We start from the raw sequence: 17,726 nt of genomic DNA, 5'->3' as shown, positions 1-17,726 counted from the left end.
TATTATGTTATGTAAGAATTTGAGAGAGGAAAGAATGAGTCAATGATAAAAAGGATTTTTAGAAAAATAAAAGCAAAAATTACTGGTGAAAAGACTGTGGAAGAATTAGTAAAACATGGGCTTGTTCTAGGTAAAAATGTTAGTATACAAAAAGACGTTTCTTTTGATTATGGGCATTGTTGGTTAATATCCATAGGAGATAATTGTACTTTAGCACCAAGGGTCCATATATTAGCTCATGATGCTAGTACAATTAGACATATTGGATATGCGAAAATTGGAAGAGTTACAATTGGAGAGAATACATTTATTGGTGCAGGCACTATAATTCTTCCTGGGGTAACTATAGGTGAAAATGTAATTATAGGTGCAGGGAGCGTGGTTTCAAAAGATATACCTGATAATACAGTTGCAGTTGGAAATCCAGCAACGATGGTTAGTTCTACATCTGCCTACCTAGAAAAACATAAAGGAAATATAAATGTTAGACCAACTTATACAAGAGATTGGACTACCAATGGTGGTATTACAGAAAAACAGAAAAAACAGATGATTAGTGACCTAGAGAGTGTTACAATCGGTTATACTGAATAATATATAAAAATGAAAGAAAAAGAGTGAAAAATGATAAGAAAAAGGCGACTTTCCATTCAAGTCTGAACGGAAAGTCGCCTTTTTTAGTTACACATATATCTTGCGGGATGAAAAACGTAAGTTTTGCAGTGCCCTCTTATCATTTTGGATAGCTTTTCTTATATTACTATAATCTTTCCTTAAATCTATCTTAAAAGACATAATGTCATATTTCTAATCATTGGAATTTTTGTTACAATATAAATGGATGTGTAAAACTTTGTAAAAAGAATGTAATAATATGTAATTCATTTTCAGAAAGTTTTATACAATTTTATATTAAACTATTAAGTTATAAAAAGGAGAGAGAATATGGTACCAAATACGGTTCGTACTCCAAACAAGAAGAAGAAATGGATTATTATCGGGGTTATTGCACTAATTGTTATTGTAGCAGCAGTTAATATTTTTGTAATGCAAGGGAAGAAGAAGGGCGCAGCAACAACGGCTGATGCTGTAAGTTTCGAGAAGGTAACGGAGCGTAAGCTGAATAATACGAAGTTAATTTCAGGTCAAGTGAAACCTGGGAATATTGAAAGTTTTTATGCGGATCCGACTAAAGGAAAAGTGAAAGATATTGAGGTAAAAGAAGGACAAGAGGTAGAGAAGGGTGCGAAGTTATTCTCTTATGATAATGAAGAGATTAATCTTCAAATGAAGCAAGCTGAGCTTGATCAGAAGATGGCAGATATGCGTTATGATCAAGGGAAGAAGAAAATTGATTCGCTGAAGAAAGAAATTAAGAAAGCGAAAGATAGCGGAGCTGGGAAAGAAGTAACAGATCCGATGGAAGAGCAAGTAAGTGAGTTAGAGATAGCACAAAAGACAACTGATCTTGAGAAAGAAAAAGGGAAGTTGCAGAAAGAAGAGTTAAGTAAAAAGCAGAAAGAGCTTACGATTTATAGTAATTTTGCTGGTGTTGTTCAAAAGTTAGATAAAGATGCGGCGCAAAGCTCATCTCAAGCGTTAGGTGGTCAAGGGAAAGCCTTTTTACAAGTGGCTTCTAAAGATCCATTCCAAATTCAAGGAACGTTAACTGAGCTTCAAAAGTCACAAATTCAAAAGGATCAAACATTTACTGTTACTGCGAAAGCAAATAATAAGAAGAAGTGGACAGGTAAGATTACAGAAGTAAGTGAATTCCCAACGAGTGCAGAGATGGCGCAAGCTGGCGGTATGGGTGAAGCGACTCAAAATATGTCTCAATATACATATAAAGCAAGTCTTGATAGTCAAGATGGTTTATCTCCAGGTTATCACGTTTCATTGCAAGTAAATTTAGAGAATAAGAAGATGGTTGCTGTTCCGACTAAGAGCATTGTAGAAAAAGACGGTGATGCATTTGTTTATGTTGAGGATAAAGGAAAGCTTCGCAAACAAAATGTGAAAAAAGGTTCTACTGATGGAGACTGGACAGAGGTTACTGAAGGCGTAACAGTGGGGCAAAAGGTGGTTAAAAATCCTTCCGACGATGTGTATGACGGAATGGAAGTGAAAGAGAAATGATTACGTTAAATAATATTGCTAAAACGTATTATCAAGGAAAATTGGCAGTGCCGATTTTGCATGGTATTAGTTTAACAATTCAAGGCGGGGAGTTCGTTTCGATTATGGGACCGTCTGGTTCTGGTAAGTCAACGCTGATGAATATTATCGGCTGTTTAGATCGTCCAACAGAAGGCGAATATATGTTGAATGATGTGAATATCTTAACAGCAGACGAGTCAAAGCTTGCTTTAATTCGTAATGAATATATCGGTTTTGTGTTTCAGCACTTTAATCTGCTTCCGCGTCTTTCAGCAGTCGAAAATGTTGAGCTTCCGCTCGTATATGGTGGCATAAAGAAAGCAGAACGTCGGAAGCGTGCTTTAGAGGCGCTTGGTAAAGTCGGATTAGCAGACCGCGTGCATCATTTACCGAACGAATTGTCAGGTGGACAGAAGCAGCGTGTCGCAATTGCAAGAGCGATCGCGAATAATCCAACGTTCATTATGGCCGATGAGCCGACTGGTGCGCTTGATACGAAGTCTGGTGAGCAAGTTATGGATATTTTCACAAAGCTTAATGCAGAAGGTACGACAATTGTTATGGTTACGCATGAAGAGGAAGTAGCAGCGTATTCTTCCCGCCGCATTGTACTGCGAGACGGGAAAATTACAGAAGATAGAAGGTGTGCGGTATGAGTTTACTAGATAGTATAAAAATTGCCCTCTCTTCTATTTTAGCTCATAAACTGCGTTCAGCTCTTACGATGCTAGGTATTATTATCGGCGTTGGTTCGATTATTACTGTCGTTGCAATTGGGCAAGGCGGAGAAGCGATGCTGAAGTCGAAATTCGCAGGTTCTGGCGGTAATAATCTTATGCCAATTCAATTTAAAGCAGATATTAATGATGAATTTAATATGGGCGGGCATGAAATACCGAAGTTAACGGAAGAAGATATTATGGAAGTAAAACAAGTGAAGGATGTATCCCACGTTATTACAACAAATCAGGGAATGGAGATACTTGATGTAAATGATAAAAAGGCAAATCTGAATGTTATTGGTCTGGATAATGAATATTTTGCCGTTAATAAAGTAAAGGTCGTAAAGGGACGTACTTTAAGTGAATCAGATATTACTCATGCAAATAACGTTATGATGATTAGTACAAAAACAGAAGAAACGTTATTTAAGGACGTAAACCCAGTAGGGCAAATTATTGAGATGAAAGGACAACCGATGCAAATTGTCGGTGTGTATACATCTGATAATGAGTTTATGGGATTTGAAATGGAAGAAGCGTTAATCCCTCTTACATTATGGCCTGTTTTATTCGGAACAGATGATATTCAAAATATCGCAATTCAAGCTAAAAATGTAGACGATTTAGAAGCAGCTGGAAAACAAGCTGTGGATGTATTAAATAGTCGTAAGCCAAGTGAAATTCCAGGTAAATATGAACTGGTGAATTTAAAAGAATTCCAAGAAAATGTTTCTAAAGTAACTGGTATTATGACGATGATCATCGGCGGTATTGCAGGTATTTCATTAGTCGTTGGCGGTATCGGTGTTATGAACATTATGCTAGTATCTGTAACGGAGCGTACGCGCGAAATTGGAATACGTAAAGCACTTGGGGCAACGCGTAGTAAAATTTTATTACAGTTTTTAATTGAAGCAGTTATGTTAACACTTCTAGGCGGCTTAATCGGAATTGGTCTTGGATATGGCGGAGCATATATCGTTTCCACATTCGCAAAATGGCCACCTCTTGTTTCATGGGAAGTTGTCGTTGGCGGCGTATTATTCTCGATGACACTCGGCATTATTTTCGGATTAATTCCAGCGAATAAAGCTGCGAAATTAGATCCAATTGAAGCACTTCGTTATGAGTAATTACTAGTGTAGTAGAACTACACATTACCGTTCTAGTGGGCGGTTCGTAGCCTCTATGTGAGGAAGTGAACCGCCCGTTAGAACGGGTTATATACATAGAAGGGGGCGTTATAATGGAAGCAAATATTAATACGCAAGATGCAGGTGGAAAGAAGCCGTCATTATTTGGGATGATTACTTCTCCAGGTGAGCAGTTTGAGAGAATGAAGACGAAAAGTCCAGTTTGGGGAGGTTTTTTCTTATTTCTTGTAATGGGGACTATCTTTGCAACAGTAGCAGCTTACTTAGGGTTAATTAATAACCCGGATATGGCAAAGCTACTTAAAGAAGATACGACAGGGATAATGAAAGGAACTACACTTGGTATTGGAGCTTTTGGGGGGCTAATTGGAACAGCTATTGGTCTTTTCGTAGTAGCAGGATTTTATAAAGTGATTATGATGTTTATGAGCAATGATACTCCATATATGAAGATATTATCTATTTATATTTATGCTAATGTTGTTTTTTATCTTGGTAGTCTTATTAATGTAGTTTTAGGTTATATACTTGGTGGAAACGGCATTGATAAATATACAAGTTTAGGACCTTTATTTGAGCAAGGAACAATTGCATATGGCATTGGTTCTGCATTTGAAGTTTTCAACATTTGGAGCTTAATTTTAACTGGCCTAGGCTTGCATATCGTTGCTGGTTTAAGTAAAAAGCAGGCAACAATTTTAATTTGTATATTCTTTATCTTTACAGTTGGGTTTAGTATGTTAGGCGGTATGTTTTCTGGTTTTGGCGCATAACATATTATTTTGAAAAGGTGGCTCTTCCAAGAGTCACCTTTTTTATTTTTACCCACACTTCAAATACCGCCGTTGAAATTTCAAATACAACCTAGTGTAATTTCAAATTTCGGCGGTTGTATTTAAAATTACTCACAGTGAATTCCCCTCTTTATTTTTATATTGTGGAGGTACCGGCGGAATAACAAAGAGGTATACCTTTTAGAAGTGGGTACTGTGTGAAGCCAGCGACTTTTAAAGAGGCAGTTTTGTTGTATGAAGGATTGATTGTAAATCAAATAAAGAAGTTAGGGATCTATCAAGATTATGAAGAGTATTATCAATGTGGGTTAATTGGTCTTTGGCATGCGTATGAAAAGTTTGATCCGGAGAAAGGAAGTTTCCCAGCATATGCAGTTGTAACGGTGCGTGGTTATATATTAGAAAGATTGAAAAAAGAGTTTGCAGTGCAAGAAAAGTGTGTATGTGTAGGAGAGTATGAGGATATCTTTCATTTTGAAGATATTGAAATGAGAGCGAAGGATTTTATGAGTGTATTAGATAAGGAGGAGAAGTATATTATTTTTGAACGTTTTTTTGTAGGAAAGACGATGGGGGAAATCGCTTTAGAGACAGAGATGACCTATTATCAAGTAAGGTGGGTGTACCGGCGAGCACTTGAGAAAATGCGAAATAGCTTAAGAGGATAAACATTATCATAAGAATGGAAGGCAAGTGATATTGCTTTCCATTCTACTTATTCTGTTAAGGTAGTAAATGTAGTAAGAGGCTTTTAAATTGTAGTGAATCTTGCATGTTCATACGTGATAATACATATCCGGCTTTTAATAATTGTTGTTTTAACTTATGGGGACTGATATGTATCGTTGTAGTTGTACCATTTGAAAAATGAATGGTAGCTTTTTTACTTTTTTTGAAAAACTCTATATCATCTATATGGTTATAAAACAGCCATATACAGTTTGGAGAAGAAGGAGACTCTGTTGGGAAAGCACAAATATATTCTCGATGATTAATTGGAATCGGGACATTTTGTTTGAAATGAAAGTTTGTTTGAACTGCTTTCCGTCTACCTTGATAAGTAGAGTGAACATTGGTTAGACAAGATTGCTTGATGAGTTGGAGAGCAGTTTGACAGGAGTAAAGATGGTTCCCGCTACTTTCGATAATCTTTGTCTGATAGTAAGGGTGCTTGTATGGTTCTAACATCATTGTAGAATTAGAAATAATAATATCATTTTCGTCATTCATAAATTTAATTCCCCCTTTATAAATGATAATAATTCTCAATATAATTATATACGAATTAAGTAAATTAATTGTTAATCTTTTATTTCATATTGTAAATTTTAGCTATTCGTTTACAATCAATAGATGATAGTCTTTCTAATTTGCATCGCTTGTACATATATATGAAAATAGAAAAGAGTAGGCGGTGAGATAGTATGAAGAAAAGGTATATTATTATGGCTCTAGTTGTTGTTCTTCTAGTATATTTAGCAAATAGTAATCCGAGTAAAGGTGAATATACGGATTGGGCAGCGAAGCAGTTTATGAAACGTAATGATGTAAGTAAGAAGCTAGACGAAGTTCAAAAGGAAAATGAAGAGGGGCTCCTTGGTGATTTAGCATCGGCTGGTAAGAAGTTGGCGAAAAAATATGTTGAGCCGCAAGTTGGATTGTTAATCGATCATTATACGAAGCGAGATGATTATATATTCTTCTCAACATATAAGACGGAATTTGATATCGGCGGAGAACACTATAAATATGTATGCGTCGGTTTTTCAAAAATCTTTATTCCAATTGAAATGCCGAAGAAAAAAGACGAATCTGCAAAATGATGCAGATTCGTCTTTTTGTCTATAAGGTAATAGGAACTTCAGATACATTTCTTTCTACGAGACGAGCTCCTTTTTTTCGGGTATTTTCATTAATTGATGAAAATACAGATGAGGTAAGGATCGTATCCATTACTTGATTTACGACTTGTGCATCAATAGGTGTGATTGGCTTCTCGATAGAAAAGACAACTGTTTTTCCATCTTCTTTCGCGAAAATTAATTCTAGTACTTGCATACGTTGTTTCCTCCTTTTTATTTATCTTGTAATCAGTAGGGGCATCCCCACTGATTACATTTCCACCTTAAAGGTTAGAAAGATCTGATGTGCTAACAAGTTGTACAGCGTGAAGTGGTGATGCTTGTAAAGAAGCAAGAGCACGTGCTACGTTTTGTACTTGCTCTAAGTTTGCGTTTGTTTTTACGCGCTTAAATTGTTTGTTCTTAAAAACTGTTTTTCCATTCTTATCTAATCCATTGTTTAAGACGAGACGTAAAGTTAAATCCATTACGATTGTTTCGACTGCCATGTTTATCACCCCCTTTCACTATATAAATAGGATGCAAATGTCATGTTTTGGCGTGAAATTTATTCTTTTTTTTGGTACTCTTAAAAGAATAAGAGAGGGGTTTCGGAAGAATGAATCGTAAATGGTTATTTTGGATTCCTGTTTTACTATGGATGGGGCTGATTTTCTATTCCTCGGCACAACCATATAAAAAGCAGGATATGCGTTCGGATATTGAACAATATGTAAATGTGGAGTTTGTGAAAGAGCATTTTTCATGGGTATCTATCGATTACGGCGGTGGTACACCTGTTAGTATTGCAAATAAAGGTGTAGGCGGATTTATTGAGTTTTTCCTTCGTAAAGGTGCTCATTTTATGGTGTTCTTTATGCTCGGTTCATTGACGTATTACGCTTTTCATCGATCAGGTTATTCGAGAAAAAGGTGTTTTATATACGCTCTCCTTTTCGTTGCGGGATATGCAACATTTGATGAAATTCATCAATGGTTTACGGGCGATCGTACACCGATGTGGCAAGATTCATTACTGGATACGTGCGGCGGATTAACAGGTATTATAATAAGTAATTGGTTTTGGAATAGAAAAAGGAGCTAATCTCGAAAAGATTAGCTCCTTTTGTTTATCCCGCTTTAATGGGCAGTAAGACCCCCACCTCAAAATTCAGCGAGAACAAAGAAGTTAGGTGGGGGATCAACTGCCCATAAAAGTCCGATTGGTTCAACTAATAATCAGTGGGGGATGAAGAAAACCCCCACTGATTAAAGTTTCACTTTATACACCAAGTAATTCTTTTAGTTCATCTGTAGATAGTTCTGTCATCCAACTATCGCTTGTAATGACGGCGTTGTTTAATGATTGTTTTCTTTCTAACATTTCATCGATTTTTTCTTCAAGTGTCCCCGTTGTAATCAGTTTATGAACGTGAACGAAACGCTTTTGACCAATGCGATATGCACGGTCTGTTGCTTGGTTTTCTACCGCTGGATTCCACCAGCGATCGTAGTGAATGACATGGTTGGCAGCTGTTAAGTTTAACCCTGTACCACCTGCTTTTAACGATAAGATGAAGATGTCATACGTTCCGTTTTGGAACTGTTCGATCATTTTGTCACGTTCTTTCTTTGGTACACTACCGTTTAAGAAGAGGACACGCTGACCGAAGTGTTCTTCTAACACATCTTTTAGCATGTTCCCCATACCGATGTATTGCGTGAAGATTAAACAACTTTCATTTTGATCTTTTATATTTTCAATGAGTTCCATGAGCGTGCTCGTTTTCATGGAACGCTCGATGATGTCTTTCGGTTCCGTTTCTTTTAAATAAAGAGCGGGATGATTACAAATTTGTTTAAGTTTGTTCAGCATGAGTAATATAAATCCGCGTCGTTCAATTCCGCTTAATCCTTCTACATTTTGCAATGTATCTTGAACAAGTTGTTCATATAAGGAAGCTTGTTCACCAGTTAGTGGACAGTAAGCTTTCTGTTCTTGTTTATCTGGTAAGTTTAATGCGACTGTTTGATCTTTCTTCGTACGACGCAGTAAAAACGGCGAGATAAATCGTTGAACTTGTTGGATTTTTCCTTCGTCACGGTCCTTTTCAATTGGTGAGACGAAGCGGCGCTGGAATTGTCCTAAGCTGCCAAGATATCCATGATTAATGAAGTCGAAAATAGACCAAAGCTCGGCAAGGCGGTTTTCCATCGGTGTCCCAGTTAATGCGATTTTGTGATTTGCTTGTAAGTTTCGCACTGCTTTAGACTGTTTCGTATGTGGGTTTTTAATATTTTGTGCTTCATCCAAAATAACAGCATCCCAGCATAACGTACTAAGTTCTTCCTCATCAAGCTGAGCTAATGCATAAGATGTTAATACAACATCTGCTGATTGAAGGAAATCTTTAAAGGATTCCCCTTTAGCTCGGTTACTTCCATAATGTAACTGAACACGTAAATTCGGTGCGAAACGCTCAAATTCTTTTTGCCAATTTCCAAGAACAGATGTCGGAGCCACGATTAAAGCAGGACCTGTTTGGAGATTGTTTTCTTTTATATATAGTAAGTAAGTAATCGTTTGAATACTCTTTCCAAGTCCCATGTCGTCAGCTAACAATGCGCCGAATCCAAGTTTTCTTAAATATAATAACCACTCAATGCCATGTTGTTGATACGGACGGAGTGTGGCGTTTAGTGATGAAGGGACATCTACTTTTGGAATATCTCCAATGTGCAATAGTTTTTGGAATAAGTCTTCATAATATCCATCTAGTTCAATTTCAATATCGGTAAACGGACTATCTTCTTCTACAATTTCTGTTTCAGCAGTGTTTGATAAATGTTGCTGAAGGACATCTTTCATTTCAAGTCCATACTTATCAGCACGATTCATAAGCTTTCGTACTTCTTCAATAAAGGCTGGATCTAGTCGCATCCATTGACCATTTATATTGAATAACCGCTTGTTTTGTTCAACGAGTTCAAAAAATTCGCTTTCTGATAAATCAATGCCGTTCGTTGAAATGCGCCAGTCAAAATTAACGAGTGTATTCATGCCGAAGAAAGATTGCGTTTGCGTAGCATTTTGCTTCAGCTGCACACGTAATTTTGGTTTTGTCGCTTTTAAATTTTGCCACCACGATGGTAATAAGATTGTAATACGTGCGGCGAGTAATTCGTTACTTGCTTCTGTTAAGAAGTTCCACGCTTCTGTTTCAAAGAGTTCACTTCGGAATGTATCACCATCTTTTAGCCATGGTACGAGCTTACTGAAGCTTTCTTGTGTTTCCAGAATACGTTCTTCATAATCGTGCCATCGTTTTGGTAAAGAATCGATACTCTCATATACATATATGCGATGTGCCCCGCGCTTTGGTGTAACAATTGTTTCAAGCTTCCACATTTCAAATTCTTCTTGCGGCTCTTGTAGTCGTAGTCCGATTGTAAAGGGAAGGTCATCTTCAATGTAACCAATTTTTCGAAGCCAATCTTCTTCATGTAGTGCTGCGTCTAATTGTCTTTTCGTAAAGTCGTAATGTTCATAAAGTCTCTTTGCATCTTCCCATCCGTCATTTGAACGGTTATCTTGTAATATGCTTTCATTTACTGCAGCCGAGAAAAGAGATGCCAATGTTTCATCTTCGATTGGAGTATTTTGAACTTTCCAAGATGGTTGTTTGGGCCAACGCTCCATATCAGGTACGAAGCTACCGCTTGTGAAGGCATCCCACAATTCGTTCGCATCTTCCGTAAGTGCTGTAATAGGGCCGTTCATTTGAATACGAGCAAAGGAGTTCATCGGTTTATTCGCGATGTATTCAAATGCTTGTGCGTTTGTTAGCATCACACCTTGTCTTCCTTCAAAGGTTGCTTCTTTTAGAAACGTGCCGTAGAAGGAAGTGGAGTGCCATGTAAATGCATTTCGTTTCCAACTTGTTACGGATAATGGAGTACCGCTATCATCTTCTCCCCAAAGGAACCAACCGTGACTAACGTGCTGGAGCCTAATTGTTACTTCAGTTTGATTGATCATCGATTAATTTTCCTTTCCGTAATTCCTCTTGTAGTGCACGCAGACGTGAATGTAAGTTTGCGGTGTGAATAATGAAAGCATCCCATTCATCGGTACGCTTTAATCGTTTATATAATGTACGTAATTTCTTTAAGTAACGAACTGCACGTCTATATGATTTGCGATTTCGCTCTTCAATAGCTTCGGTAGCAGCAAGGTGATAAAGAGGAAGTGCTGCTTCTGGTGCTTCCTTTTCAATATCTTTCAGCGGCTCTTTCAAAATTTCAATCGCTTCAAATCCATGTAAGAGCTGAAGTTCTGCCCATGTTCGATACTGTTTTTTCGCCAGTACGTATTGCTCATAGTTTGCGAAACTATATGGTAATAGCTCTTGCAAAATCATTTCGAATCCAGCTTGTTCATTTGTATGGGTTGCATACGTTTCATACATGATGACGAATAAGCGAACGATATCTTTTATGAAAATTGTATTTTCGTGCTCATGTATCGTTTTCTTCACTTGTTTATACGTAAAGGAAAGCCAGTTTTTCGCACGATCCCATTTCATTGCATTTAATAACTCTTCTAACCAATAGAAGTAGAGACTTACAACAGAAGCAGGCTGTTTTTTTAGTAAGTCCATCGCTAATCGATCTTCGTCATTTAAAAAGAGTAGATGAGAAGATGCTAATGCTTTAGAAAGTGGATTCATTTTCGTACCAATTCGTTTTTCTTCTTCTTGTAGTTGCTCGTTATTGTGTAACAGTTCACTCCATATGTGACGATAAATAAAGAACCTCTCTTGCGTATAGGCATCGGTGGAGAAGAATACTTCGTGAACGAGACGAGCTGTTTCTTGCAGAATTGATTTAGACTCTGAAGGAATCGATTCTGATTGTAAGTCCCGAACGATAGATTCCACTTTATCTACAAATAGGCGAACGACATTAACAGGCTGGTGATAAGAATACGTTTTATTTGCTTCAAAGTCCTGAATTTCTTCTAATAATTTTTGAAAGCAATAAAGCGCTGCATGTAACCTGAACAATTCATGTATCACAACGATACGCGGAGCCTTCCGCTCAAGTTTCGTATAGAAGTCCGTAAAAATACTCATAAGAAAATACATTTGTTTATAAGTAAGCCGAGCTTGTTCTTTTTTAAATGATTCATATTCGTTATCAAAATATGATTGCCAACTTTTATAATCCGTGTCTTCAAAAGCTGATGATTGCAATACTTGTCTTGCAGTTCGAATAGGAGGAAGAGAAGGTTTCGTATTATTTTTAAATAAATTTAATACATCTCCTACTTGCCCGAAACTAGACGCTGCAGATAGTAACACAGCGAGCATATGCTCACATTGCGTTGGTGCGAAGCAATCGCAATAGCTTTCAGCTACGTTACGAATCGGGATATGGACGCTATATACGCTGCCTTCAGCATCTACAGTTCCTGATAGCGTATAGCCATCAAAGTCAACGTTGTAGACAACACCACTACGATATAGGTGCCGAGCTGTAGCGACATGTTCCTGATCAGCTGTTTGCTGTGGATCTAGTCCTTGAACGAACTCATTCGCAATCATCATAATTTCATCTTTCGTAATTGAGTGTTGCAGCATAATATTCCTCCGTACACATATTTCTTTCCTTTACCATTATAAACAAAAAATGCTCAAAACAGAAAAAATGAAATTTAGATTACATTACTTGAAAATCATGGTAATATATAAAATGTTAATTTCGTATATTACTATATATTTATGGAGGGATTAGGTTTTGTCAGATTTACAATCGAAGTTTGGTAGCGGTATGAACAAATTGCAAGAGGGAATCGAGCAAGGGAAGATGAAATTACAAGTAGCTCAAGAGGTTGCGCAATTAAAGAAAATTACGCAAGAGAAACTACAGGCGAAAACGGAAATTTTGCTGGAACTTGGTCAAATGGCCTATATGCAACTCCGCAATGATGAAGTTCGAGTAGATGTGTTAAAAAATATTATAGAACCAGTACAAGAGCTGGATATAGCTATTTATAACACGCGTAAGCAAATAGCTAATTTACAGAATCAAGGACAGAAAGGGCAGTGTAGCTGTGGCGGTCCCTTATCAGTAAATGATAAGTTTTGTGGACAGTGTGGGAAAGAGAATGAGTTACTCCTTCAATCAAAAAATGATGAAAGTGAATCATGTACTTCATGTGGTGAACAAATTGCAACAGAAGCTACATTCTGTCCAGTTTGTGGTATGAAGCAAAGTAAGGAGTGAGGAACATGTATTGTAAAACTTGTGGTTTAGAACAATCGGATGTAGCGAATTATTGTACACATGATGGATCAAGTACAGGCAGTGTAGAAAGTGAAGTTACGTTAGCACCGAAAGACTCAAAGTATTGCCGAACTTGTGGAGTGGAAAGTAAAGGGACTGCCACATATTGTGAGAAATGCGGGGATTCCTTATTAGGTATTATAAAAAAAGAAATGAAAACAAGATTACCAGACGAAGGTTTACAATTGCATGTAAGTCCATCTGGAAGCACTTTGAAAAAAGGTTTACTTGGTGGTGGGCTTGCAATTGCATGTATGTTTGTAGCCGGTTGGATTGGTAGCCTAATTGTCGATGCGGCGATTAATGACCTAGTGAGAACGATGCTTACAAAGATGAACGGTATGCTGAATATGGATACTGTTAATCAATCTTTCGTTGGCATAGCACCATTAATTTTAATGTATCATTTAATAGGCCTTGAAGTTAGTGGGAGCGGGGAATATGCGATTTCATTTATCCTTCATTTCCCATTGTTCATCTTGTTAGCAATTCCGGCACTTATATTAGGTGGAATTGGATTCTTTGTAGAGAAAAGCAACCCTTCTGCTATTTGGCGTGAGAAGTTACTAACATCGAGTGTTATCGGTATCGTATATGGAATTTTCTTGTGTATTGTCAGCTTTATCGCAAGTTCTTCTACGACAATTTCTCAATTCTATAAAACGATGACAATCAGTATTGGTTATTCACATGTTAGTAGTTTATTGTATGGCATTATATTTGGTTTATTATTTACCTTTATTGGTATGTGTATTCAAGCCGGGCCACACCGTCTATTATCTTCTATAAGTCGAAGTATTCCATATGCAACATCTATTTATTATAGTGTGGTAACTGTATTAAAAGGATTGCTTATTACATTTGGTATTATACTTATTACAATTTTATTTAGCAGTTCAAAGTCAGTGGGACCAATTGATTTTCCAGAGAAAACATATAAAACATTCATTTCATTAGAAGCAACACCATACATGTGGAATATGGCTCACTTTGCTCCAACAGCAATTGAGTGGGGAGATATGGATAGAGAAATGAGAAGATACGCAATGGAAAAAGGGCCATTGCATTTATCTTATACATCAGGAATATCAATAAATGGTACGTCATTAAAAGATCTGGAAGTAGCTAATGGGGCTAATTTTAAACGAGTAAAAGAAATTGAGGATTTCAATTCCTATATGCATTGGTGGGGATTATTAATTGTATTACCATGCATTTTACTATTTAGAGCTGGGATGAAATTGGCTCAATATCCGATGAAAAATATGTACGTAACTATCGCTGTGTTTAGTGTGGTGTATACTGTGATGATGCTTTGTGTAAATGGATTGGCCAAAATTCATGTTGAGGCCTCAGGGAGTAAAGAAGTGATGAAAGAATTTGCTGGGATTTCCGGTCCGTTGTTTTCTATTCAAAGTAGCACACTGTATTTAATAGTAGGTAGTTTTCTTCTTTCTTACGCATTAGCATTCGCCGGTATGAAGTTAGGGAAAAAATAAGGGGGAGAGCCATTTGAAGTTTTGTGGGAAATGTAATAAACAAGTTGCAGATCATTTGAACTTTTGTTCCGAGTGTGGAAGTAAGGTAGATGTAATTGCTGATCAGGCAGCTTCTTCTCGTTCAGAAGTACAACGAGAAATAAAGCCAGTGAAAAGTAAGAAAAATATAATGTTACTTATAGGCTTTGTTGTTATCTTTGCTATATTGTTTGGTGCGTATAAATTTGGAGCAAGCAAGTTTTCAAAAGAAAAGCAGGTCAATGCTATGATTGAAGCATTCCAAAAGAAAGATGCGAATGCAATTGATGAGTTTGTAAAAGTAGATGATCCGAGTTTGAAAGTGAAAGTTGACGATATTAAAGGATATATCCGTTATTTAAAAGAAAATCCTTCTTATAATAAAGAACTGCTATCTTATTTACAAAGAGAGACAGTGGATCAAGAACTAGCAAGCGATAAAGCATCATTTAAAGATGGTCAAATTATAGAAGACGGGAAAGAATGGTTCTTATATCCAAAATATAAATTTAACATGAAATCTTATTACATGAATGTAAGCACAACTGCGAAAAGTGCTGAAATATATGTGAATGATAAGAAAGAGATAGACCTATCAAGTGATAAAGCTTCAAAAGAAGTTGGTCCATATTTCCCTGGGTCTTACGTTGTAAAGGCAAAAGCGAAGACGGAACTAACTGAGTTAGAAACAGAAAAAGAAGTGGACTTGGCAGATGAAAAAGAGGCGAAAGTGGATGTTACATTATCATTAGAAGGAAATTATGTAACCATTTCTTCTGATGAAAATGATGCAACTGTATTTGTGAATGGAAAAAAACGTGGAAAATTAAGCTATGGAAGTTATAAGCTTGGTCCTGTATCCACAGATGAAACAGTAGAAGTACATTTAGAGAAAACTACTGATTTTGGTGTGATGAAATCTGAAAGTGTTAAAATTGGAGACCAAAGCACGTATTACTTAAAATTCCCGAAAGAAACATCAAGTTCGGCTGTTGGTGACTTTGTACGAAATCATATTTATGATAATGTGCGTGCGATTTCATTAAATGATTTTAGCTTAATTGAAAATAATTATGATAAGAGCGGGAAATCGTATAAGGAAGACCGTGATTATATACAGTATTTACACAAAAAAGGAATTACAGAAGATTTATTAACAATGGAAATTCGTAATGTAGAGCGTCAAAGTGCTACGAAATATAAAGTAACGACATATGAAGAGTATCATATTCGTTACGGTGATGGCTCTGTGAAGTTCAAAAGCTTTAATAATGATCATATCGTTACTGTGAATGGAAATGGAAAGATATTGTACCATTCTCTTGGAGCGAATAATACGTTGAAATCAGAGGAAGTATCTGGTCCAACTCATTAATGCAAAAGACTATCTCATGATTGAGATAGTCTTTTTTCGATTAGAAGCGCGTTTCCTTTAATATCGCTTGTACATATGGATCATGTAATATTTGCTCTATAATTGGTAACATGTTTTGTTCGAATGGAATATCGATAGGGAATGGCTTTTGTGAGCCAGGTTTGATTCCATATTGGACAAATTTGTAATGTGTATTATCTTCAGACTTGAGCACAATTAATTTATATCGATTGTCGTCGTCAGCGAGTGAGAAATCAATGGAAGTAGCGTCGTATGTTACTTCATCCTTATATATATATGGTTTTGGTGTACCGATCCAGTCTACTTTTGCTTGTACATTCATGGACATAACCTCCTTATGGCTATTATAAAGTGAAACTTTAATCAGTGGGGGTTTTCTTTATCCCACACTGATTATCAGCCCTCACCAATCGGACTTTTATGGGCAGTTGATCTCCACCTAACTTCTTTGCTTTCGCTGAATTTTGAGGTGGGGTCTTACTGCCCATTAAAGTGGGATAAAAAAATAAAAGCCAGCTCTCAACAAAGAGAACTGGCTTCAGCAGTCATTGGTTATTTTAAAATTTTCACTTTAACAGTTTTGCGTCCCCATTTTTGAGCAGCGCTATCTGATCCAAGTAGGATGTCGATACGGTTACCTTTAATTGCACCGCCAGTATCTCCAGCGATAGCTTCTCCGTAACCTTCTACCCATACTTTAGATCCTAATGGGATTACTTTCGGGTCAACAGCGATCATTTTCATGTTTGGGTTCGCTGTTAAGTCATGACCCATTGCAGTTAATACACGGCCGCCATATGTGCCACCGTTTTCGCTCGGATGAGCTGTATATGCTGTAGCTACAACTGTTAACTCACGACCACCAGAAGGTGTGTTAGTTTCAGCAGCCTTTACAGCAGGCTTAGCAGCTGTTTTTGCTTGTGCTGCAGGTGCTTGAGCTGGTGCTTGCGCTTTAGCAGGAGCAGGTTGTTCTTGTTTCTCAATAACAGGTGCTGTACCTGTTAAGAAAGGAACGTGAACATAAGCTGTTTTTCCGTTATATTCGAATTGTAACCACTCATTTTGTACTTGGTTCGTTGTTTCGATCATATCATCTTTCTTAAGCGTCCCAAGAATTTCTGAGTTTGTGTTCGCTTCAGCACGTACGTTTAATACGTTAGCTGTTACGTAGTAGATGCTTTTAGTGAACTCTGCACTTACGAATGCGTCTTTACCATCTAAAGTGATTTTTGACCATCCGTTCTCTGTATTTTGAACATCTATTTTATTACCGTTTAGTAATTTACCGACAACTTTTGATTCCGTAGTAGGGTTTTCGCGTACATTTAGTACGTCTGTTGTTACAACAGTTTCTGCATTAGCAGATGATGTGAAAATCCCAAGACCAAAAACTGCTGCTGTTGCTATACCAATTAATTTTTTCATGATAGCCTCCATTGCGTTTGTTTTCGTGTCCTCATTATAGCAACAGATTTTTTCGGATTTGGGGAAAACACACAATTACAAACCATTCGTAATAAGTCGTTAACATCCTGTAATATAACAAAAAATATAGGAAAGCGTTTTTCATTCTATATGTTTATTAGGTTTCTACTTATATTCAAAATATTTAATACAACATATTGTTTTCGGCGTAAATAAAAATATTACAGTAGTGTTACATGATGTTTACTAAACAATTACATTCCTTGAGTATTTTACCGTTTTATGGGTAATATAGTTATATAAACATAAACATTTCGTTTGTGAAACTATAAACACGTGCTATATACTAGCAAAAAAACCGCATAATTG

18 protein-coding genes are annotated in these 17,726 nt (G+C 36.8%); 11 read left to right on the top strand and 7 right to left on the bottom strand.

The features are described from left to right. The first annotated feature begins 42 nt into the window (after positions 1 to 42). From MR079_RS09665 to MR079_RS09640, 6 genes are all read left to right on the top strand, one after another. Positions 43 to 594 (top strand): DapH/DapD/GlmU-related protein, encoded by a 552-nt coding sequence (locus tag MR079_RS09665; RefSeq protein WP_139868430.1) that lies wholly within the window; start codon positions 43 to 45, stop codon positions 592 to 594. A gap of 351 nt (positions 595 to 945) precedes the next feature. Continuing rightward, the gene (locus tag MR079_RS09660; protein WP_139868428.1) at positions 946 to 2,139 is read left to right on the top strand and encodes an efflux RND transporter periplasmic adaptor subunit; all 1,194 of its coding nucleotides are present in this window, start codon (positions 946 to 948) and stop codon (positions 2,137 to 2,139) included. After that, complete coding sequence (locus MR079_RS09655) at positions 2,136 to 2,816, top strand: ABC transporter ATP-binding protein (RefSeq protein WP_000631615.1); 681 nt, start codon at positions 2,136 to 2,138, stop codon at positions 2,814 to 2,816. Before MR079_RS09660 ends, MR079_RS09655 begins: the two co-directional genes overlap by 4 nt. Continuing rightward, entirely contained in the window at positions 2,813 to 4,015 is a 1,203-nt protein-coding gene (locus tag MR079_RS09650; protein ID WP_073540468.1) for an ABC transporter permease, read from the top strand. The genes MR079_RS09655 and MR079_RS09650 overlap by 4 nt, the downstream gene beginning before the upstream one ends. A gap of 113 nt (positions 4,016 to 4,128) precedes the next feature. Further along, positions 4,129 to 4,809, top strand: coding sequence for a YknW family membrane protein (gene yknW / locus MR079_RS09645; RefSeq protein WP_242293939.1), 681 nt, complete (start codon positions 4,129 to 4,131; stop codon positions 4,807 to 4,809). 218 nt (positions 4,810 to 5,027) lie between these two features. Beyond that, positions 5,028 to 5,498: a sigma-70 family RNA polymerase sigma factor gene (locus MR079_RS09640; protein WP_242293938.1), complete on the top strand. Its 471-nt coding sequence runs from the start codon at positions 5,028 to 5,030 to the stop codon at positions 5,496 to 5,498. A gap of 55 nt (positions 5,499 to 5,553) precedes the next feature. Here MR079_RS09640 and MR079_RS09635 read toward each other — a convergent pair whose 3' ends face one another. Then, entirely contained in the window at positions 5,554 to 6,060 is a 507-nt protein-coding gene (locus MR079_RS09635) for a competence protein ComK (RefSeq protein WP_074567492.1), read from the bottom strand. Between the two features lie 194 nt (positions 6,061 to 6,254). On the opposite strand from MR079_RS09635, the gene MR079_RS09630 reads away from it, so the two are divergent. Next, positions 6,255 to 6,653 (top strand): DUF4359 domain-containing protein, encoded by a 399-nt coding sequence (locus tag MR079_RS09630; RefSeq protein ID WP_000747726.1) that lies wholly within the window; start codon positions 6,255 to 6,257, stop codon positions 6,651 to 6,653. 19 nt (positions 6,654 to 6,672) lie between these two features. Here the strand turns inward: MR079_RS09630 and MR079_RS09625 are convergent, their stop codons facing one another. Together MR079_RS09625 and MR079_RS09620 are read right to left on the bottom strand one after the other, a co-directional pair. Further along, positions 6,673 to 6,888, bottom strand: coding sequence for a DUF2922 domain-containing protein (locus tag MR079_RS09625; protein WP_139868422.1), 216 nt, complete (start codon positions 6,886 to 6,888; stop codon positions 6,673 to 6,675). 67 nt (positions 6,889 to 6,955) lie between these two features. After that, entirely contained in the window at positions 6,956 to 7,180 is a 225-nt protein-coding gene (locus tag MR079_RS09620) for a DUF1659 domain-containing protein (protein ID WP_014893407.1), read from the bottom strand. Positions 7,181 to 7,290: 110 nt separating this feature from the next. Here MR079_RS09620 and MR079_RS09615 point away from each other — a divergent pair, with 110 nt between their 5' ends. Beyond that, positions 7,291 to 7,776, top strand: coding sequence for a VanZ family protein (locus MR079_RS09615; RefSeq protein WP_001080717.1), 486 nt, complete (start codon positions 7,291 to 7,293; stop codon positions 7,774 to 7,776). A gap of 177 nt (positions 7,777 to 7,953) precedes the next feature. On the opposite strand, the gene MR079_RS09610 is transcribed toward MR079_RS09615, so the two are convergent. Together MR079_RS09610 and MR079_RS09605 are read right to left on the bottom strand one after the other, a co-directional pair. Continuing rightward, the gene (locus tag MR079_RS09610; RefSeq protein ID WP_139868420.1) at positions 7,954 to 10,710 is read right to left on the bottom strand and encodes a DEAD/DEAH box helicase; all 2,757 of its coding nucleotides are present in this window, start codon (positions 10,708 to 10,710) and stop codon (positions 7,954 to 7,956) included. Beyond that, the gene (locus MR079_RS09605) at positions 10,694 to 12,313 is read right to left on the bottom strand and encodes an SWIM zinc finger family protein (RefSeq protein WP_139868418.1); all 1,620 of its coding nucleotides are present in this window, start codon (positions 12,311 to 12,313) and stop codon (positions 10,694 to 10,696) included. Before MR079_RS09605 ends, MR079_RS09610 begins: the two co-directional genes overlap by 17 nt. A 157-nt stretch (positions 12,314 to 12,470) precedes the next feature. On the opposite strand from MR079_RS09605, the gene MR079_RS09600 reads away from it, so the two are divergent. Genes MR079_RS09600 through MR079_RS09590 form a run of 3 tightly spaced genes read left to right on the top strand, consistent with a single transcriptional unit; the run spans position 12,471 to position 15,911 of the window. Beyond that, complete coding sequence (locus MR079_RS09600; RefSeq protein ID WP_139868416.1) at positions 12,471 to 12,959, top strand: zinc ribbon domain-containing protein; 489 nt, start codon at positions 12,471 to 12,473, stop codon at positions 12,957 to 12,959. Positions 12,960 to 12,964: 5 nt separating this feature from the next. Then, on the top strand, positions 12,965 to 14,518 hold the full coding sequence (locus MR079_RS09595) for a hypothetical protein (RefSeq protein WP_139868414.1): 1,554 nt from the start codon (positions 12,965 to 12,967) through the stop codon (positions 14,516 to 14,518). Positions 14,519 to 14,531: 13 nt separating this feature from the next. Next, positions 14,532 to 15,911 (top strand): zinc ribbon domain-containing protein, encoded by a 1,380-nt coding sequence (locus tag MR079_RS09590; protein ID WP_139868412.1) that lies wholly within the window; start codon positions 14,532 to 14,534, stop codon positions 15,909 to 15,911. Positions 15,912 to 15,951: 40 nt separating this feature from the next. Here MR079_RS09590 and MR079_RS09585 read toward each other — a convergent pair whose 3' ends face one another. Together MR079_RS09585 and MR079_RS09580 are read right to left on the bottom strand one after the other, a co-directional pair. After that, entirely contained in the window at positions 15,952 to 16,254 is a 303-nt protein-coding gene (locus tag MR079_RS09585; protein WP_016718955.1) for a DUF3910 family protein, read from the bottom strand. A 230-nt stretch (positions 16,255 to 16,484) separates the two neighbouring features. Next, entirely contained in the window at positions 16,485 to 17,357 is an 873-nt protein-coding gene (locus MR079_RS09580) for a cell wall-binding protein EntA (protein ID WP_242293937.1), read from the bottom strand. Positions 17,358 to 17,726 lie beyond the last annotated feature (369 nt).

Source organism: Bacillus cereus group sp. BfR-BA-01381 (genome assembly GCF_022663555.1).
Taxonomy (GTDB): Bacteria; Bacillota; Bacilli; order Bacillales; family Bacillaceae_G; genus Bacillus_A; species Bacillus_A pacificus.
Note: the sequence above shows the minus strand (reverse complement) of the source record. Positions and strands in the feature narration are given on the sequence as shown.

Bases quoted from the DNA above. Each gene is read 5' to 3' on its own strand.
- MR079_RS09665 (WP_139868430.1), top strand. From the start codon at position 43: ATGATAAAAAGGATTTTTAGAAAAATAAAAGCAAAAATTACTGGTGAA.
- MR079_RS09660 (WP_139868428.1), top strand. From the start codon at position 946: ATGGTACCAAATACGGTTCGTACTCCAAACAAGAAGAAGAAATGGATT.
- MR079_RS09655 (WP_000631615.1), top strand. From the start codon at position 2,136: ATGATTACGTTAAATAATATTGCTAAAACGTATTATCAAGGAAAATTG.
- MR079_RS09650 (WP_073540468.1), top strand. From the start codon at position 2,813: ATGAGTTTACTAGATAGTATAAAAATTGCCCTCTCTTCTATTTTAGCT.
- yknW (WP_242293939.1), top strand. From the start codon at position 4,129: ATGGAAGCAAATATTAATACGCAAGATGCAGGTGGAAAGAAGCCGTCA.
- MR079_RS09635 (WP_074567492.1), bottom strand. From the start codon at position 6,060: ATGAATGACGAAAATGATATTATTATTTCTAATTCTACAATGATGTTA.
- MR079_RS09630 (WP_000747726.1), top strand. From the start codon at position 6,255: ATGAAGAAAAGGTATATTATTATGGCTCTAGTTGTTGTTCTTCTAGTA.
- MR079_RS09625 (WP_139868422.1), bottom strand. From the start codon at position 6,888: ATGCAAGTACTAGAATTAATTTTCGCGAAAGAAGATGGAAAAACAGTT.
- MR079_RS09620 (WP_014893407.1), bottom strand. From the start codon at position 7,180: ATGGCAGTCGAAACAATCGTAATGGATTTAACTTTACGTCTCGTCTTA.
- MR079_RS09615 (WP_001080717.1), top strand. From the start codon at position 7,291: ATGAATCGTAAATGGTTATTTTGGATTCCTGTTTTACTATGGATGGGG.
- MR079_RS09610 (WP_139868420.1), bottom strand. From the start codon at position 10,710: ATGATCAATCAAACTGAAGTAACAATTAGGCTCCAGCACGTTAGTCAC.
- MR079_RS09605 (WP_139868418.1), bottom strand. From the start codon at position 12,313: ATGCTGCAACACTCAATTACGAAAGATGAAATTATGATGATTGCGAAT.
- MR079_RS09595 (WP_139868414.1), top strand. From the start codon at position 12,965: ATGTATTGTAAAACTTGTGGTTTAGAACAATCGGATGTAGCGAATTAT.
- MR079_RS09585 (WP_016718955.1), bottom strand. From the start codon at position 16,254: ATGAATGTACAAGCAAAAGTAGACTGGATCGGTACACCAAAACCATAT.
- MR079_RS09580 (WP_242293937.1), bottom strand. From the start codon at position 17,357: ATGAAAAAATTAATTGGTATAGCAACAGCAGCAGTTTTTGGTCTTGGG.